The following is a 16862-nucleotide window of genomic DNA, read 5'->3' as shown; positions in this document are numbered from 1 at the left end:
AAGAAGAAGTATAAATAACTGAATATAATGCTATAGAAACTCTAGGTTATATTTATCTAGAGTTTTTATCAATAATTATTGGAAAATTATAGATATGCAGACGAAGAAAATATGAAATTTATTCCAATTTAAAGGGGTTGCCTTGACAAGAGGCATGTACATTGTTAAAATTAGTGATGAATTATAGTTAGTAGAAATTATATGAAAAGGTCGTAAAAAGTTTAAATTTTCATTATAATTAGGAAGGGTAGATATATAATTTAAACAAGATTTATAAATAATACCATACATAAAAGAGTAGTTTTAAAATAAGTATTGAGTATAATTAGGAACCATTAGGGAGGATAATTATGAATAAAAGACTTAAATTTATAGCAGCGTTAATTGTAAGTTGCAGTTTAATAACATCAACGGTAATAGCAGATGACTTATCAAGTGCAAAGGATAAGTCACAAGATATAGAGGGGAAAATAGAAAGCAACAAAGTGAAAGTCGAAGAATTAAAAGATAATAAAAAAAGTATATTAAGCGAGGTTTCAGAACTTAATGATGAACTTCAAGGATTATACGAAGAAGTTAATCAGTTAAACTCACAGATTAGTCAATCAACTGAAAAAATAGATGAATTAGAAAAAAAGTCTGAAGAATTAAAAATGGAGATTCAAAAAAATAAAGACCTTATGAATAAAAGATTTAGAGTCTTATACATGAGCAATGGGACAAGCTATGTTGAAGTATTACTTAATGCTGAGGGATTTTCAGATTTTGTTGAAAAACTTGATACAGTAACCACATTAATTTCTTATAACAATGAGGTGATTAATGAATTTAAAACTAACCAAAAGACTTTAGAGACAACCATTGAAGATACTACTAAAGAAAAAAATACTTTAGAACAAGCGAAATCAGTAGTAGATGACAGTGTAGAAGAGTTAAATACTAAAAAAGCTTCAAAGGATGAACTTATGGCTAAAGCAGAAGAAGATCTTGAAACAGCAGAAATGCTTTTAGCACAAGATAAAGCTGAATTTGATGAAATTTTAAATAGTATAACAGCTATGGAAGCGGCGGCTAATAGACCTTCTCGTGGAGGTGGAGATACATCTACAGAGGGACAAGTACCTAATAATCCACCAGTATCTACAAATGGTATGTATTCTATAAGTAATGGAGTTAGATATTCAATAACGTCTCCTTATGGATATAGAAATGGTCCATTTAAAGGGGACGGAGAATTTCATAATGGTATTGATATAGGTGCACCAAATGGTTCTCCAGTAACATCATTAATGTCAGGAACTGTTACATATGCAGGTGTGATGAATGGATATGGAAATGTTGTAGTAATAAATCATGGTGATATTAGCACTTTGTATGCTCATAACTCTTCGTTAACAGTAAGTGTTGGACAAAGTGTATCAGGTGGGCAACAAATAGCAGTAGTTGGTTCAACAGGTTGGTCAACGGGACCACACATACATTTTGAAGTAACAAACTCAAGTGGAAACAGAATGGATCCAACATCATATTACGTAAACTAAGATATTAAATTTTCAGTTAAATGTATATACCTAAGTAATAGATTAAAGGCTATTGCTTAGGTATTTTTTTCATGTTTTTTCAATGAGTGATAAAAGGTCTGTATGTTATCACTGACTAAAATATTATATTAATATTAAATAAAAAACTGAATTTAGTATTGACATAATATGCATGAGCATACTATACTGTTTATATAAGGTATTAACAGTATAGTATATATTTTTTTATGAAAACTGTATATAATGAGCATTAACACAATGAACAATGTCAGGTGGAGTTACTGTAAGAAAATAATTTTGAAGTTAAAATTGAAAACAATGTTAATGGACAGAGTTAATTGATTAGATAGTTAAAAGAATTAAGAAATATTAGGAGAGTACAAAATAGGAGGTATCATTATGGAAGATATTTTAGAAATAAAAAATGTAACAAAGGAATATAAGGATTTCAAGTTAGATAATATATCTTTTAAACTAGAGAAGGGATATATTATGGGTTTTATAGGAGAAAATGGGGCAGGCAAAACCACCACCATAAAACTTATAATGAATCTCGTAAGTAAAAATAGTGGAGTTATAAAGGTCTTTGGTAAAGATAATGTGAAGTTTCAGAGAGAGATAAAGGAGAGAATAGGCTTTGTCTATGATGATTGTTTCTATTATGAAAATCTTTCAATGAAAGATAACGGAAAGATAATCTCTAATTTTTATAAACAGTGGGACTGGAAGGTGTTTAATAAATATATTACAAGGTTTGGTTTAGATGAAAAACAAAAGGTAAAGGAGCTTTCTAAGGGAATGAAGATGAAGTTTGCAATTGCATTAGCGCTTAGCCACAACGCCGAATTTTTAATACTAGATGAACCAACATCAGGACTTGATCCAGTGATGAGACGTAATGTGTTAGATATACTTCAAGAGATTATTCAAGATGAAAATATAGGTATCTTGATATCTAGCCATATAACATCAGATTTAGAAAAGATTGCAGATTATATCACCTATATAAACAAAGGAAAGATTGTATTTTCTAAACCTACTCAAGATATAACTGAGGAGTATAGGATTGTTAAAGGCGATAAGGATTTGCTTAGAGATGAAGATAAGAAGTTACTAGAAGGATTAAGAAACACAAACTTTGGATTTGAGGGGTTAACAAGGAATGTAGAGCGGTTTACTAAAGAGTTTAGAGGTAAAGTTACAATAGAAAAACCATCTCTTGAAGATGTTATGATATTTATAAATAGGCGTAAGGAGAGATAAAAATGAGAAAGGCATTAATACGGGAATTAAGAACTAACTTTTCTATAATAGCAAGTAAACAGGGACTTTTAATATTAATGTGTCTTGTAATAATTATGATTACATCAAATGGCATTGATATGTTTAAGTATTATATGGTTTTCTTTGGAATATTGGGTGTGGGATATACGGAACTTGAATCAAGGGATAAGGTTTATATATCACTATTAAGTAGTCCTTGTACAAGAAAAGATTATGTAATAGCCAAATTTTTAAGTTTTACAATATGGATAATATTTTTATTTGTATCAGGTGTTTTATTGAATACATTAGTTCATTGGGTGGTTCCAAGTATATGTGAACCTATAGATATTTCTAGTGCAAAAATGATGGTTACCTATGTGACATTACTTCTAGCAATATACTACTTAGTGTATTTTACTTTAGGAATAAAATTCGCGAGAATATGCTACTATGTGATTTTTATGATTATGATTGTTGGGACATCGATTATTAACAATTTCTTTGAGTATAATTTTACACCTGAGTTTTTAATAGATATTATGAAGATTTTTACTACCAATAGTATTTTAAATAATGGGATTCTGGTAGCTTTAATAGGTCTTATAATAACACTATTTACTTGTATATCAATATTTATTTTTGAAAAGAAAGATTTATAGAGGTGAAAATTTATGATAGCACTTTTAAAAAAAGATTTTATAACCAGTAGATATGCATATAGCATTATAACCTTATTAGTAGGTGTAATACTTGCATTTACTTCAATTAAAAGCATGGAAGCTGCTATGTTCATATATGTAATGGGAAGTATGATGATACCTATTATGGTAAATAAGTTTACAGCAACTGAAGAGATGAGAAAAAATTATGATATCATAATTAATAGCTTTCCTGTAAAACGAAGAGATGTAGTAATTAGCAAGTATATATATTATCTTGTGATTTATATAGCTACAGCAGTAGTATTATTGGGGATAATTACATTGGTTGGAAGACTTAATGTGGAAGAACTTAAACTAATTTTATTAGTTCAATCAATAGTTTTTATATATTATTCATTAATACAAGGAGTTTCAAATTATATTTATTACAGATTTGAATATAGCACTGCTGCCAAATATTCTAGTATAATAATAATTTCCATTATATATGTACCGTTTATATTAGTTGGATTTATAAGTAAAATAAGTCCTAATATAAAGGAAAAGTTTTTAAGCTATGGAGATAAGGTTATGAATAATGTACCATTAGTAGCAACTACCATAATTTTGATAGGGTTAGCAATTTATGCGGTATTTATTTTGCTTTCCATTGAAGGGTATAAAAAACGTGATTTACAGTAAAGTTTTGACTAGTCAGATTTGGAGGAAAATATATGAATATATTAATCAATAACTCTTCAGGAGAACCTATATATTCTCAGATAGAAAAGCAAATTAAGAATGATATCTTAATGAATAAATTATCTGTAGATGAACCACTACCATCTATTAGAGCATTAGCAAAGGATCTTAGAATTAGTGTTATAACTACAAAGAGAGCTTATGATGAGCTTGAAAGAGATGGGTTTATATATACAGTTCCAGGAAAGGGATCTTTTGTATGTGCACAGGATAAGGAGCTAGTTCGAGAATCTATTATGAGAAATGTAGAAGAGTATTTAGTTAAGGCAATAGATGAAGGGGCGAAGGCAAGTCTCTCGTTAGATGAGATCACAGAAATATTAGGGATATTGTATAGAGAGAAATAGAATTAATGTTATGATAAAGGTGGATATGTATGGATAATATATTAGAAATAAATAATATTACTAAGTCATATAAGAATTTTAAAATAGATAATGTATCATTTAATCTTCCTAGGGGATACATCATGGGATTTATAGGTGAGAATGGAGCGGGAAAAACTACTTTAATAAAACTTATAATGAATTTGGTTAAGAAGGACAGTGGAGAAATAAAAATTTTTGAAAAAGATAACTTAAAGTATGAGAAAGAGATAAAAGAGAAGATAGGATTTGTATATGACCAGTGTTATTATCATGAGCATTTATCCTTAGAAGAGAATGCCAAAATTATGTCAAAGTTATATAAACAGTGGGATTTTCATGCTTTTCATTCTTATTTAAATAAGTTTTCGCTTAATAAGAACCAAAAATTAAAAGAACTATCTAAAGGAATGAAAATGAAGTTTTCATTATGCTTAGCCCTTAGCCATAATGCTGAATTTATAATAATGGATGAACCTACAGCAGGACTTGATCCTATAGTTAGGGCTGAAGTTCTAGAGGAGCTTCAAAGTGTAATACAGAATGAGCAAGTAGGCGTATTGATATCTACACATATAACTTCTGATTTAGAGAAGATTGCAGATTATATAACCTTTATTAAAGATGGTAAGGTTGTATTCTCAGAGACAAAGGATGAAATTTTAGAATCATACAAAGTTATTAAAGGTGATAAATCTTTATTAACAAAGGATATTGAAAAGTATTTTGAGGGGATAAGTAAAAATAGTTTTGGATTTGAAGGATTAACTAGACAAAGTGATAAAGTTAAGACAGTTTTGGGTAGTAATGTAGTAGTTGAAAGAGCAACATTAGAAGATATAATGATTTTGAAAAAGTAATTTTATAAATTTATAGTAAAGATATATTCAAAGACAATTGAATATATCTTTATATTTTTATATAGGAATTATATAGACATTATTCGTAACACGAAGTAAAATAAAGTGATGAGAGTTTAAAGTGAAAGTATGTAATTAACTTTTACTTTAGAAATGAAAATATAATTAAATTATGGAGATTATGTATTATGGAGAAAAGAATTGATTTAACCGAAGGGTCTATTAGCGGAAAACTAGTTAAGCTAGCATTGCCTATTATGGCTACATCATTTATACAAATGGCTTATAACATGACGGATATGATTTGGGTAGGTAGAATTGGGAGTGGTGCGGTGGCGGCAGTAGGAACTGCAGGCTTTTTTACCATGCTAGCTACATCCCTTGCAATGATATCTAAGGTAGGTGCAGAGATAAAGGTAGCTCAAAGTTTAGGGCGTAAAGATGATAAGGCTGCCAATAATTATATTGTAAGTGCATTACAAATAAATATTGTATTATCACTCATAATGGGGATTGTAGTACTCGCATTTAGAAGACAGTTTTTATCCTTCTTTCAACTTGAGAATTTAGAAGTTGTAACCATGGCAGAAACTTACCTAGGGGTAATTGCTATGGGAATGGTGATTACCAATGCAATCCCAGTATTTACAGCTATATTCAATGGATCAGGAAATAGTAAGACTCCATTTATTATTAACACTATAGGTCTAGTTGTAAATATGGTTTTTGACCCAATACTAATTTTAGGAATAGGACCTTTCCCAGAGCTTGGGGTTCTTGGAGCAGCCATAGCCACAATAGGCGCACAGTCAATTGTTGTAGCCTGTTTTATATATTCATTAGTGAAAAGTAAGGAAAAGTATCTGAAGTTTACATTACTTAAAAAGCCTAATTTTCTAGCTATGAAGAGTATTTTGAAATTAGGATTTCCAACAGGAATGCAGCAAGGCTTATTTACAACTTTCTCTATACTTATTGCTAGAGTAATAGGTGGGTGGGGAGAAGTTCCAATAGCAGTGCAAAAGGTAGGTTGTCAAATTGAAGCAATTACATGGATGACTGCTGGAGGATTTTCAACAGCCCTTAGTTCTTTTGTTGGACAAAACTATGGAGCAAGGAAGTATGATAGAATTAAAAAAGGGTACAAGGCTACCATTATGATTGCAGGAGTAGTTGGTATATTATCAACTATACTTTTAGTTGTTGGAGGAGAGTGGATATTCTCACTATTTATACCTGAGGCCAAAGCTATAAGCTTAGGAAAGGATTATTTAAGAATCCTTGGATATTCTCAATTATTTATGTGTATTGAAATTACCACAGTAGGGTTATTCAATGGACTGGGAAGAACATTTATACCAGTTATAATAAGTATCATATTAACAGGGCTTAGAGTGCCTGCAGCTATGATTCTGGCAACTCCAAATTTACTTGGGATTGATGGAGTATGGTGGAGTATAAGTATAAGCAGTATATTTAAGGGAATAGCTATTGTGATTGTACTTTGGTATATGATAAGAAGAGGGTTACTAAGTGAAACTGTAAATGAAGAAGCAATAACATGGTAAAAATAAAAATTTAAGATGAAAAGTATGAAATAAAGCATTAGGAGAGTATGATAATATACTTTTCTAATGCTTTGTTTATGTAATTAATTTTATAGTGGTAGATAAAATAGCAGATAAAAAGGAAAACCACAAGGAATCTTTTGTGGTTTTCCCTATAGATGATATAAATATTAGCTACAAGAGTGAGTTTAAATGTTCAAATTTATTACATAGGAGTAAGCTTAGATAGTGGACTTCCGGGATATAGTAGATTTGAAATTTCATTATAAGGAATAGTAATTCTAAATAATCCACTATTATAAGGTGTGTACTCATCAACTTGGTAGAATAAAACTAAACCTTCAGGTGTTAAATAGAAACTTTGAAAATCGGTAATGCCTTCATATGGCACAACAAACTCTACATTCATTGTGGAAGCTTTATCAATAGCAATATCACTAATAGCTTTCATGTAGTTCATTTCTGAATTAAATAAGTCCTCAAAATTGTAGACTTCTCCAGTATTAGTGTCAACAGTTATTGAAGCAAATAAAGTATCACCATGTTCGGCTCCTTTAACATATGTGTATAGAGAGAATACTATACTAAGTATACCATTTGAATCTAGAGGTACTTCATATGCACTTTCAATTTTTGCGAAATCAATTTTTTCAGGAACTAGTACTTTGGAAAGCCATAAGGAATTTAACACATTAATAATTTCTTCGTTGATGGTATTTGCTACATCTTCATTTGGAATACCTTCAATAAATGGATATTCTAGTTTAAAGTCTATAGGCGATAGAACTTGTGTGTTTAAATATGAAACTGCATTATCTTCTTGTCTAAACCTTGTTCTTCCAAAACACTCAAAGAATTCTATTCTTCTTAAATCTACTCCAAAGTAAACCCATCTCCAACCACTCCATCTAAATCCAGATGCAGTTCTTCTATCTACATTAGTAAGCCATGCCCAGAATGAACGACCATTAGTAAGCCAAATATACACAAATTGGAATTTGCAAGGTTGTATAGAACCAGGAGATACAAATTTCGTTTGTGAGCTAGAATTACTAGATTTTTTAGGTGACACACTTGGTGGTGGTCCTTGTGGACCTCCATGAATTTGAGGATTATTTTGTGGCTTATTACCCTGGCCAGGTCTTGGTGGTGGTCCAAACGGTCCTGGTCCACCGGGATTAGGTCTAGGTGGCATTATTCGTTCTGTACCAGTTTCTTGGAAATCTAAGTATTTATCACTACGAAAATCAGGTGAACCAATATTATAAGGTTTTCTAATAAACATAAATGTACTCCTTAATAGTATTACATTATTATAATATACAGTTTAAATTAGAATGTGATTTTAATTTAAATAAAATTTTAAATTAATGCATAGATTTTTATTAAGGTGACATACTATTATCATACCAATAAAATCATTATTTGTTTTGCAGTAAGTTTTCATGCCTATGAACTTTGTAGTAATTTTCATAGAAACGAAAATTTAAAGGAGGAATAGCATATGAGAAATGTTTACCAATCAACACATATAGCTACTAGCCCTAAAACAAAGCAACAATTACGGAAATTTAAAAAAGAATTTTCTGAAGAAATGCCTTGGGAAGATTATCGGAGCAAACACCGGAAATAGTTTCATGGTAGTATAATGATTTTATTGTTATAATATATTGATGAAAGTCTCTTTGTTATTTAGCAGAGAGGCTTTCTTATAGTTAAGGCTATATAATGCAAGTAAAACATAGAGAATGAATATAGGTAGAAATAAAAACTTTATATAAGTTATAATAAGTTTATACATAAAATTAAGCTATTAGATTATATGTAGCTTAATTATTGATATATAAGTAGAGAGGTAGATGAATAATGGTTAATTTAAATAATTCATGGGATGAAAAGTTGAAATATGAGTTCGAAAAACCTTATTATATAAAGTTAAGAGAATTTTTAGTAGAGGAGTATAACACAAGAAATATATTTCCTCCAAAAGATAATATTTTCAATTCTCTAAAGCTTACATCTTATGAAGATGTTAAAGTAGTGATACTGGGTCAAGACCCTTATCATGGACAGGGTCAGGCTCATGGACTTTCATTTTCAGTACAGCCGGGAGTTAAGACACCTCCATCACTTTTAAATATGTATAAAGAATTAAAGGCTGATTTAGGATGCTTCATACCTAACAATGGATATCTTGTGCCTTGGGCAGAACAAGGAGTGTTACTTTTAAATACTGTTCTTACAGTAAGGGAAGGGGAAGCAAATTCTCATAGAAAAAAAGGCTGGGAAACCTTCACAAATGAGATAATAAAAATTTTAAATCAACGAGAAAAACCAGTTGTATTTTTACTATGGGGAAATAATGCAAAGGAAAAGATTAGCTTTATAACAAATCCACATCATTATATACTAACATCAGTGCATCCAAGTCCACTATCTGCAACTAGAGGATTTATGGGATGTAAGCATTTTTCTAAGACAAATGAGATCTTGAAAAACTTAGGTGAAAATGAAATTGATTGGCAAATACTAAATATTTAAAAGCTAGATATGAATAAGCAAAAATACTATGGGATTTAGGGAAAAAAGCTAAGCAGAATAGGTTAGTTATTTGGAAATTAGATTAGTTTTAAGTAATAAATTCTAAAAAAATAAAATAGACTCTCCATTTTTGGAGAGTCTATTAGTTTATAACTTATAAATAAAATAGATTTAATTTTAGTAAGCCTTACCCCAGTAAACTAGAGATTTAGCTTCTTTTCCACAACAGATACAAGTTGAAGAAAGTTCTTCTTGCTCAAATGGCATACATCTTGAAGATACCCCAGCCACTTCTTTAAGTTTTTCTTCACACTCTACATCTCCACACCACATAGCTTTAATGAAGCCTGGCTTAGTGGTTGCAATTTCAACAAACTCATCTAAAGTAGTTGCAGAATAAGTTTTCTCATTTGCACTGCTTCTTGCTTTTTCAAGAAGTTCAACCTGCATTAACTCTAGTGTTTCAGTGATTTTAGTCTCTAATTCATCAAGAGAAACAATAACTTTTTCTCTATTATCTCTTCTTACAAGAATCGCTTGGTTACTTTCGATGTCTTTAGGTCCAATTTCAACTCTTAGAGGGATACCCTTCATTTCACATTCACTAAACTTCCAACCAGGCATTTTATCACTAGTATCAGCTTTAACTCTTGCTACTTTAGCAACTCTGTCCTTAAGCTCCATAGCCTTATCAAGAACTCCTTCTTTGTGTTGAGCAATAGGAATTATAATTACTTGTGTTGGAGCTATTTTTGGCGGTAGGATAAGTCCGCTGTCATCTCCGTGCACCATGATTAAAGCTCCAATTAGACGAGTTGTTACTCCCCATGAAGTTTCATGAACATATTGAAGAACTCCATTTTTATCGTTATATCTGATATTAAAAGCTCTTGCAAATCCATCTCCAAAGTTGTGAGATGTACCATTTTGAAGTGCTTTTCCATCATGCATTAAGCTTTCTATAGTATAAGTAGCATTAGCTCCTGCAAATTTTTCTTTATCTGTTTTTCTTCCTTTTACAACAGGGATAGCAAGAATGTTTTCACAGAAGTCAGCATACATGTTTAAAATATCAATAGTTTCTTTCTCTGATTCTTCAGCTGTTGCGTGAACAGTATGACCTTCCTGCCATAAGAATTCTGTAGTTCTAAGGAATGGTCTTGTAGTTTTTTCCCATCTTACAACAGAACACCATTGGTTATAAAGTTTTGGTAGGTCATTGTGTGATTGAACTATTTTTGAAAAGTGTTCACAGAATAATGTTTCAGAAGTTGGTCTAACGCATAATCTTTCTGCAAGAGGCTCGCTTCCACCATGTGTAACCCAAGCAACTTCAGGAGCAAAACCAGCTACGTGATCCTTTTCCTTATTAAGTAAGCTTTCAGGTATAAACATTGGCATATATACATTTTCATGATCAGTTGCTTTAAGTCTATCATCTAAATTTCTTTGGATATTTTCCCAAATTGCATAGCCATATGGTCTAATTATCATACAACCTTTAACACTTGAGTAATCTACAAGTTCAGCTTTTTTTACTATATCAGTATACCACTTTGCAAAATCCTCATCCATGGAGGTTATTGCTTCAACAAATTTTTTTCCTTTTGCCATATTTCTAATACCTCGTTTTCTATAGTTTTTATGATGGCTAAATTAGCTAAATTTAGCTTTCATTAATTTACATAATTTAATGTGCTCTTATTATTATAACTTAAATATTATATCAAATCTAACTTATAAAATGAAGGGTAATGTTTATAAATAATATTATAGTAAATAACAATATATATAATAAATCTGTAATTAGTTCTGAATAGTAAAGTTATATGGTATAAAATTATATCTTATACTGTATGATATATATAATTAAAAAATAATAATCCTAAATACTACAAAATATAGTTAAAATATGTATATCAATAAACGTAATAGATGGAAATTTTATATTGAAAAACATGATTAGACTGACATGGTTTACCATGTTAATATGAAATTAAAATAAGTAAAGGTGGTAAATTATTATGATTAATCAAGTTAGTGTAAAGAAAATCAAAAGTGATGCAGAGGAACATTTTAGAAAAGGGGAATTCTATTGTTCAGAAGCAATTGTGTCATCAATAAAAAATAACTTTGAATTGGACATGCCAGATGAAATGATAGCAATGGCTTCTGGATTTCCAGTAGGAATTGGTAAATCAAAATGTACTTGTGGAGCAGTAACAGGAGCGGTTTTATGCCTTGGATACTTCTTTGGTAGAACTAAAGGAAGCAACCCGAAAGATCCGAAGTCAGTAAAGGCATTAGAACTTGCTTACGAACTTCAAGATGAATTTAGACAAAAAAACAAATGTTTATGTTGCAGTGTTTTAACTAAGGGAATGGATATGGCATCAGGTGAGCACAAGGCGCAATGTATAAAATTCACTGGAACAATGGCTGAAAAGGCTGCAGAAATCATAGTAAGAGAATTAAATATCAAAAATATTGATGAATAATTGGTAGGAGGTATATTATGAACTATATAAAAAAAATACCACTACCTATGACAGCGGTTATGTTAGCGTTAGCAGCAGTAGGAAATCTACTATCATCTTATGGAATTGTATATAAGAATATTTGTGGAGCATTGTCATCAATAATTCTAATTCTAATTACAGTGAAAATTATTATTTGTTGGCAAGGAGTTAAGACTGAGATGAAAAATCCAGTGATTGCAAGTGTAATGCCAACTTATTCTATGGGAGTTATGATTTTAGCAGGATATCTAAAAGAAATATCATATGGTGCAGGTCTTACACTATGGTGGATTGGAGTAATAATTCACATAGGACTTATAATCTATTACACAAAGAATTTTGTAATAGGATTTGATATTAAAAAGATGTTTGCGAGTACTTTCATAGTGTATGTTGGAATTGGAGTGGCAGGAATAACGGCACCAGCATTTAATTTAGTCAATTTAGGACAAGGGTTCTTTTGGTTTGCTTTTATATCGCTTATAGTTTTAGTTCCGGTATTGGGATATAGAATTCTTGTGGTAAAGGGAATGCCAGAGCCAGTGTTGCCTACTAATGTAATATTTGCTGCGCCAGCAGCTCTTACTCTTACTGCATACCTGAATTCATTTTCAGAAAAAAATATTTATATGGTAGGATTTTTAGCAGTTTTAGTAATGATATTATATATTTGTGGACTAATATATTTGGTTCAAGGATTAAGATTAAAGTTTTATCCAAGTTATGCTGCATTTACATTTCCAATGGTAATAAGCGCAATTGCTATTAAGGGCACAAATGGATTCTTAATTAAGATTGAAAAAGGTATTTACTTATTTAAATATATAATTAAATTTCAAGAAGTAGTTGCAGTTATAATAGTAGCTTATGTGCTTATACGATTTGTAATGTTTACATTAAAAAATGATGCAGTAAAAATCGAAAATGTAATATCTAAATAAGAAAATAAATAGATTTTTATTATAAAATGTAATATGTTTAGTGAAAACAAGAAGTGTACACATTTTTATATATACTATGTTATTAGAAGAATAAATCAAAGTAGTATAGCATATTTCAACTATTTTGAATTTAATGATAAGTCGAAATAGTCAAAAATAGTTGAAAATAGTTGATTTTTATCGAAAATTAAATTAAACTAAATACTTGGGTTAATAAATATACTTAATATAAGTTTGTTTTATGAACTTATATGAGTACAAGCTAATACATAGGAGGAGAAAAATGAGTAACAAAGATAATCTTTTAAAAGAAGACGGGAAACTTAAAAGAGAACTTGGACTTGGTGCAGCTACAGCCATAGTAGTTGGAAACATAATTGGTTCAGGAATTTTTATGTCTCCTGCAAGCTTTGCAAGGGTAACTAATCCGAAGGTTGCTATAATAGCATGGATTTTAACTTCAATTGGTTCTTTGCTTATTGCTTTAAGTTTTGCAAATTTAGGATCAAAAATGCCTAAAACAGGAGGCCCTATTGTTTATACAAGAGCTGCATTCGGAGATTTTGCAGGGTTTTTGATTGCCTGGTCATTTTGGATAGGTGCATGGGTAGGTAATGCAGCAATAATTACCGCATTTATGAGTTACTTTACATACTTTGTTCCAGCTGCAAATAATCCTGTTGCTGCATTCTTAATATCATCAGCAGTAGTTTGGATATTTACTCTTATTAATATATTTGGAGTAAAATATGTTGGTAAAATTGGAATTGTTTCAACGGTAATAAAGGTTGCTGTTCTTGTAGCATTTATAGTAATTGCTGCATTAAATTTTGACCCAAGTTATATGAAAACAATTTCAAGTCCTGAAGTTAGCGGAATGGGAACATTACCATCGGCTATAGCTATAGCATTATGGGCATTTGTAGGATTGGAAAGTGCTACGGTAGCAGGTGGAGAAATAAAAGATCCAGAAAAGAATATTAGAAAAAGTACTATATATGGAATAATTATAGTATCAGTTATATACATTATAATGAGTGTTGTTTCTATGGGAGCTATGGATCAAGCAGCTCTTGCAAGTTCAGATGCTCCACTTGCTGATATTATAAATAAAGTAACTGGGGGAACTTGGGGAGGAATGTTTATAGCAGCAGGTGCCTTAGTATCAACGCTAGGAGCAACTTGTGGATGGCTTCTAACCACAGCTAGAAGTGCTGTTGGAGCAGCGGAAGATGGGCTGTTTCCACCAATTTTCAAACGTATAAGCCCAAGGTTTAATACTCCAGTAGCATCTATTGTTATAGGTAGTGTATGCATGAACTTACTTTTAATCATGAACTACGTAGGTAGTCTTCAGAGTGCATTTGATTTCATGATATTACTTGCAACTTTATCCTTCTTACCAGCATATACATTCTCAGCAGCAGCTGAAATTGTATTACTTTGTAAGGGAACAAAGAACTTTAACTTTATAAACTTCTTAAAGAGTTCATTTTTCTCAATTCTTGCTTTTGCATATTCAATCTATGCAATATATGGAACGGGTTCTGATGTAGTAATGTATGGATTTATATTAATGCTTGTTGGCATACCAATATATGTATATATGATGCTTCAAAAGAATAAAGAAGATAAGAATGTAGATAAATTAAGGGAAGCAGCAGGTATAGATTTAGAATAAACTATACTTATGTTGATAAACTATAATTTTAAATAGAAGAATATAGTTAAAAAGACATAACAAGAAAAATCCCATGGATAATATAAACTCCATGGGATTTTTCTTGTTATATATTCTTTTTTATAAAAGAATTATAATTAAATGCAATTAGATATACTATAATTTTAAAAGACATATAGATGTAGAAAATTATAAACTTAAGAAAATTTCGATATCTTCTTCAATCATCTTAAGAGAACTTCTCCAAAAATCTACAGATGTAATATCAATATTCATTATTTTAGCTACATCACTTAAAGTATTTTTACCAGTAACGGAAAGAAGATTTTTATAGTCTTCAGTGAAGCTACTTCCACGTTTTAAGTATTCAGAGTAAAGTCCTTTAGCAAACAATAGTCCAAAGGCATAAGGAAAGTTATAGAAGTTAGCATCAGCATAGTAGTAGTGAGTTTTACATGCCCACATATAAGGGTGAAGATACTCTGGATCAAGTCCATCACCATAGGCTTCTTTTTGTGAATTTATCATAATTTCATTTAATTCATCTACACTAAGAGCACTTTCTTCTCTTCTTCTAAATAGTTCACTTTCAAATAAGTATCTACTATAAATATCAACAATAACCTGAGTACTATCACAAATTTCACTCTCTAAGATCGCAAAGGCTTGCTCTTTAGTAGCAGTTTTCACAGCTGCCTTTTTAACTATAGTTTCACAGAAGGTTGAAGCAGTTTCTGCTATTGGCATAGGATAATCAGCATTTAATATACTTTCATCATTTAAGCAATGACCGTGATATCCATGTCCAAGTTCGTGAGCTAGGGTAACTACATCACTAAAGGTATTTCCATAGTTTAACAAAACTCTACTTTCACCAATGTGGTGAAGTCCGGAACAAAATGCTCCACCGACTTTCCCTTCCTTAGGTAGAACATCTATCCAAGCATTTTCTATAGCAGTTTTTGCAAAATCAGCTAAGTCATCACTGAAAGTTCTAAAGTTATCTATTACACATTTACAACCATTCTCATAGGAATAAGTCATATCAACATTTCCCATAGGAGCAAACATATCATAAAAAGGTAGTCCGTTTTTATGTCCTAGAAGTTCGCCTTTTTTTCTTAAGTATTTTCTAAACGTAGGCATTGACTCTTTCATAGCATCTAACATAGCATCTAAAGTTTGTTTATCCATTCTTGAATGGAAAAGGGTTTCTTCTAGTGGAGAAGGAAAGCCTCTCATGTCAGATACAGTAATAACCTCTCCCTTTATTCCATTAAGAGCAGCAGCAATTCCATCATGAATTTTTCCATAACCTTTAAGTTCTGCTTCATAAGCATTCTTTCTAATAGCAGCATCAGCTTCATATGCCATATTTCTAATCATAGATAGAGGAAGTTGTTTTTGTTCTCCATCTGATTCTATGTCAATCATGAGTCCAGAGGTTAATACATCCTTAAGCTTGCACCAAGCATTTGAGCCAGTATTTTTCATTTTAGCAATTACGGATTCTTCTTTATCACTTAACATATATTTTGCATTGTTTGCCTTTTCTTTAATAAAGAATTTATGCTCATTAAGTAAATGAGATGATTCTATAATTTTATCTAAATCATTAAGGCTTCCAATCCATTTTGTGATTTTAGCATCGCTTTCCGCTAGACTACTAATTTTAGTAGATAAAATATCATCATATTTTAAAGCTGTAGAATTTTTTGTATCCACACTAAGAGTTAAACCAATCATACTACCTAGTTTTTCGTATAGATTATTTAAGTCTTTATTCATAGTTATAAAATTCTCAAGTAGTTTTGTAGGGCAATCAGTACTAACAACAGTAGTATTAGTGCTATTAATAATAGTTTCTATAAGTTTGTCTAATGACTTAATATCATTTTTGAATTCTTCACATTCAAAAGATGTGTAAAGTTCTTTAAGACTCCAATTAAGTTTCATATATATCATCTCCTTAATAACTTTTAATAAAATTATATCATTGTATTGTAAAAAAATAAATGAGTTTACAATAAAAGTATGTAATTCGTATATATAACTATAAAATAGTAATGGATTATGAATTAAAAGTTTTAAGATAGAAGTTAAAACTTTTAATATTCATCAGAATATTGGAATGTATGGCTGATATAAAAAGTTGCAAAAAATAGGTGTAAATATAC

Annotated in this window: 15 protein-coding genes; 12 read left to right on the top strand and 3 right to left on the bottom strand. The window is 30.5% G+C overall.

What is annotated here, in order from left to right:
* Window positions 1–350: 350 nt before the first annotated feature.
* From RSD37_RS10280 to RSD37_RS10250, 7 genes are all read left to right on the top strand, one after another.
* Window positions 351–1541, top strand: coding sequence for a peptidoglycan DD-metalloendopeptidase family protein (locus RSD37_RS10280; RefSeq protein ID WP_346946646.1), 1191 nt, complete (start codon window positions 351–353; stop codon window positions 1539–1541).
* 399 nt (window positions 1542–1940) lie between these two features.
* Entirely contained in the window at window positions 1941–2804 is an 864-nt protein-coding gene (locus RSD37_RS10275) for an ABC transporter ATP-binding protein (RefSeq protein WP_346946645.1), read from the top strand.
* A gap of 2 nt (window positions 2805–2806) precedes the next feature.
* The gene (locus tag RSD37_RS10270; protein WP_346946644.1) at window positions 2807–3466 is read left to right on the top strand and encodes an ABC-2 transporter permease; all 660 of its coding nucleotides are present in this window, start codon (window positions 2807–2809) and stop codon (window positions 3464–3466) included.
* Between the two features lie 12 nt (window positions 3467–3478).
* Window positions 3479–4150, top strand: coding sequence for an ABC-2 transporter permease (locus RSD37_RS10265; protein WP_346946643.1), 672 nt, complete (start codon window positions 3479–3481; stop codon window positions 4148–4150).
* Between the two features lie 32 nt (window positions 4151–4182).
* Window positions 4183–4557, top strand: coding sequence for a GntR family transcriptional regulator (locus RSD37_RS10260; protein ID WP_346946642.1), 375 nt, complete (start codon window positions 4183–4185; stop codon window positions 4555–4557).
* 29 nt (window positions 4558–4586) lie between these two features.
* The gene (locus tag RSD37_RS10255; protein WP_346946641.1) at window positions 4587–5435 is read left to right on the top strand and encodes an ABC transporter ATP-binding protein; all 849 of its coding nucleotides are present in this window, start codon (window positions 4587–4589) and stop codon (window positions 5433–5435) included.
* 188 nt (window positions 5436–5623) lie between these two features.
* On the top strand, window positions 5624–7003 hold the full coding sequence (locus RSD37_RS10250) for an MATE family efflux transporter (RefSeq protein ID WP_346946640.1): 1380 nt from the start codon (window positions 5624–5626) through the stop codon (window positions 7001–7003).
* 205 nt (window positions 7004–7208) lie between these two features.
* Here RSD37_RS10250 and RSD37_RS10245 read toward each other — a convergent pair whose 3' ends face one another.
* Window positions 7209–8288, bottom strand: coding sequence for a DUF3298 domain-containing protein (locus tag RSD37_RS10245; RefSeq protein ID WP_346946639.1), 1080 nt, complete (start codon window positions 8286–8288; stop codon window positions 7209–7211).
* A gap of 219 nt (window positions 8289–8507) precedes the next feature.
* Between RSD37_RS10245 and RSD37_RS10240 the strand changes: the two genes are divergently transcribed.
* Complete coding sequence (locus RSD37_RS10240) at window positions 8508–8636, top strand: hypothetical protein (RefSeq protein ID WP_346946638.1); 129 nt, start codon at window positions 8508–8510, stop codon at window positions 8634–8636.
* 233 nt (window positions 8637–8869) lie between these two features.
* On the top strand, window positions 8870–9544 hold the full coding sequence (locus RSD37_RS10235; protein ID WP_346946637.1) for a uracil-DNA glycosylase: 675 nt from the start codon (window positions 8870–8872) through the stop codon (window positions 9542–9544).
* A 177-nt stretch (window positions 9545–9721) separates the two neighbouring features.
* Here the strand turns inward: RSD37_RS10235 and proS are convergent, their stop codons facing one another.
* Window positions 9722–11158, bottom strand: a complete 1437-nt coding sequence (proS, locus tag RSD37_RS10230) for a proline--tRNA ligase (protein WP_346946636.1) — start codon at window positions 11156–11158, stop codon at window positions 9722–9724.
* A 410-nt stretch (window positions 11159–11568) separates the two neighbouring features.
* Between proS and RSD37_RS10225 the strand changes: the two genes are divergently transcribed.
* The 3 genes from RSD37_RS10225 (at window position 11569) to RSD37_RS10215 (ending at window position 14685) form a co-directional block, all read left to right on the top strand.
* Window positions 11569–12042 (top strand): C-GCAxxG-C-C family (seleno)protein, encoded by a 474-nt coding sequence (locus RSD37_RS10225; RefSeq protein WP_346946635.1) that lies wholly within the window; start codon window positions 11569–11571, stop codon window positions 12040–12042.
* Window positions 12043–12059: 17 nt separating this feature from the next.
* Window positions 12060–13004, top strand: coding sequence for a TDT family transporter (locus RSD37_RS10220; RefSeq protein ID WP_346946634.1), 945 nt, complete (start codon window positions 12060–12062; stop codon window positions 13002–13004).
* 283 nt (window positions 13005–13287) lie between these two features.
* Window positions 13288–14685 (top strand): amino acid permease, encoded by a 1398-nt coding sequence (locus RSD37_RS10215; RefSeq protein ID WP_346946633.1) that lies wholly within the window; start codon window positions 13288–13290, stop codon window positions 14683–14685.
* Between the two features lie 189 nt (window positions 14686–14874).
* Here the strand turns inward: RSD37_RS10215 and RSD37_RS10210 are convergent, their stop codons facing one another.
* Window positions 14875–16641, bottom strand: coding sequence for a M3 family oligoendopeptidase (locus RSD37_RS10210; protein WP_346946632.1), 1767 nt, complete (start codon window positions 16639–16641; stop codon window positions 14875–14877).
* Between the last annotated feature and the right edge of the window lie 221 nt (window positions 16642–16862).

Origin of the sequence: Clostridium sp. (assembly GCF_036646415.1) — a bacterium.
Lineage (GTDB): Bacteria > Bacillota > Clostridia > Clostridiales > Clostridiaceae > Clostridium_J.
Note: the sequence above shows the minus strand (reverse complement) of the source record. Positions and strands in the feature narration are given on the sequence as shown.

What these genes read in the sequence shown, in the direction of transcription:
- RSD37_RS10280 (WP_346946646.1), top strand. Translation starts at nt 351, where the DNA reads ATGAATAAAAGACTTAAATTTATAGCAGCGTTAATTGTAAGTTGCAGT.
- RSD37_RS10275 (WP_346946645.1), top strand. Translation starts at nt 1,941, where the DNA reads ATGGAAGATATTTTAGAAATAAAAAATGTAACAAAGGAATATAAGGAT.
- RSD37_RS10270 (WP_346946644.1), top strand. Translation starts at nt 2,807, where the DNA reads ATGAGAAAGGCATTAATACGGGAATTAAGAACTAACTTTTCTATAATA.
- RSD37_RS10265 (WP_346946643.1), top strand. Translation starts at nt 3,479, where the DNA reads ATGATAGCACTTTTAAAAAAAGATTTTATAACCAGTAGATATGCATAT.
- RSD37_RS10260 (WP_346946642.1), top strand. Translation starts at nt 4,183, where the DNA reads ATGAATATATTAATCAATAACTCTTCAGGAGAACCTATATATTCTCAG.
- RSD37_RS10255 (WP_346946641.1), top strand. Translation starts at nt 4,587, where the DNA reads ATGGATAATATATTAGAAATAAATAATATTACTAAGTCATATAAGAAT.
- RSD37_RS10250 (WP_346946640.1), top strand. Translation starts at nt 5,624, where the DNA reads ATGGAGAAAAGAATTGATTTAACCGAAGGGTCTATTAGCGGAAAACTA.
- RSD37_RS10245 (WP_346946639.1), bottom strand. Translation starts at nt 8,288, where the DNA reads ATGTTTATTAGAAAACCTTATAATATTGGTTCACCTGATTTTCGTAGT.
- RSD37_RS10240 (WP_346946638.1), top strand. Translation starts at nt 8,508, where the DNA reads ATGAGAAATGTTTACCAATCAACACATATAGCTACTAGCCCTAAAACA.
- RSD37_RS10235 (WP_346946637.1), top strand. Translation starts at nt 8,870, where the DNA reads ATGGTTAATTTAAATAATTCATGGGATGAAAAGTTGAAATATGAGTTC.
- proS (WP_346946636.1), bottom strand. Translation starts at nt 11,158, where the DNA reads ATGGCAAAAGGAAAAAAATTTGTTGAAGCAATAACCTCCATGGATGAG.
- RSD37_RS10225 (WP_346946635.1), top strand. Translation starts at nt 11,569, where the DNA reads ATGATTAATCAAGTTAGTGTAAAGAAAATCAAAAGTGATGCAGAGGAA.
- RSD37_RS10220 (WP_346946634.1), top strand. Translation starts at nt 12,060, where the DNA reads ATGAACTATATAAAAAAAATACCACTACCTATGACAGCGGTTATGTTA.
- RSD37_RS10215 (WP_346946633.1), top strand. Translation starts at nt 13,288, where the DNA reads ATGAGTAACAAAGATAATCTTTTAAAAGAAGACGGGAAACTTAAAAGA.
- RSD37_RS10210 (WP_346946632.1), bottom strand. Translation starts at nt 16,641, where the DNA reads ATGAAACTTAATTGGAGTCTTAAAGAACTTTACACATCTTTTGAATGT.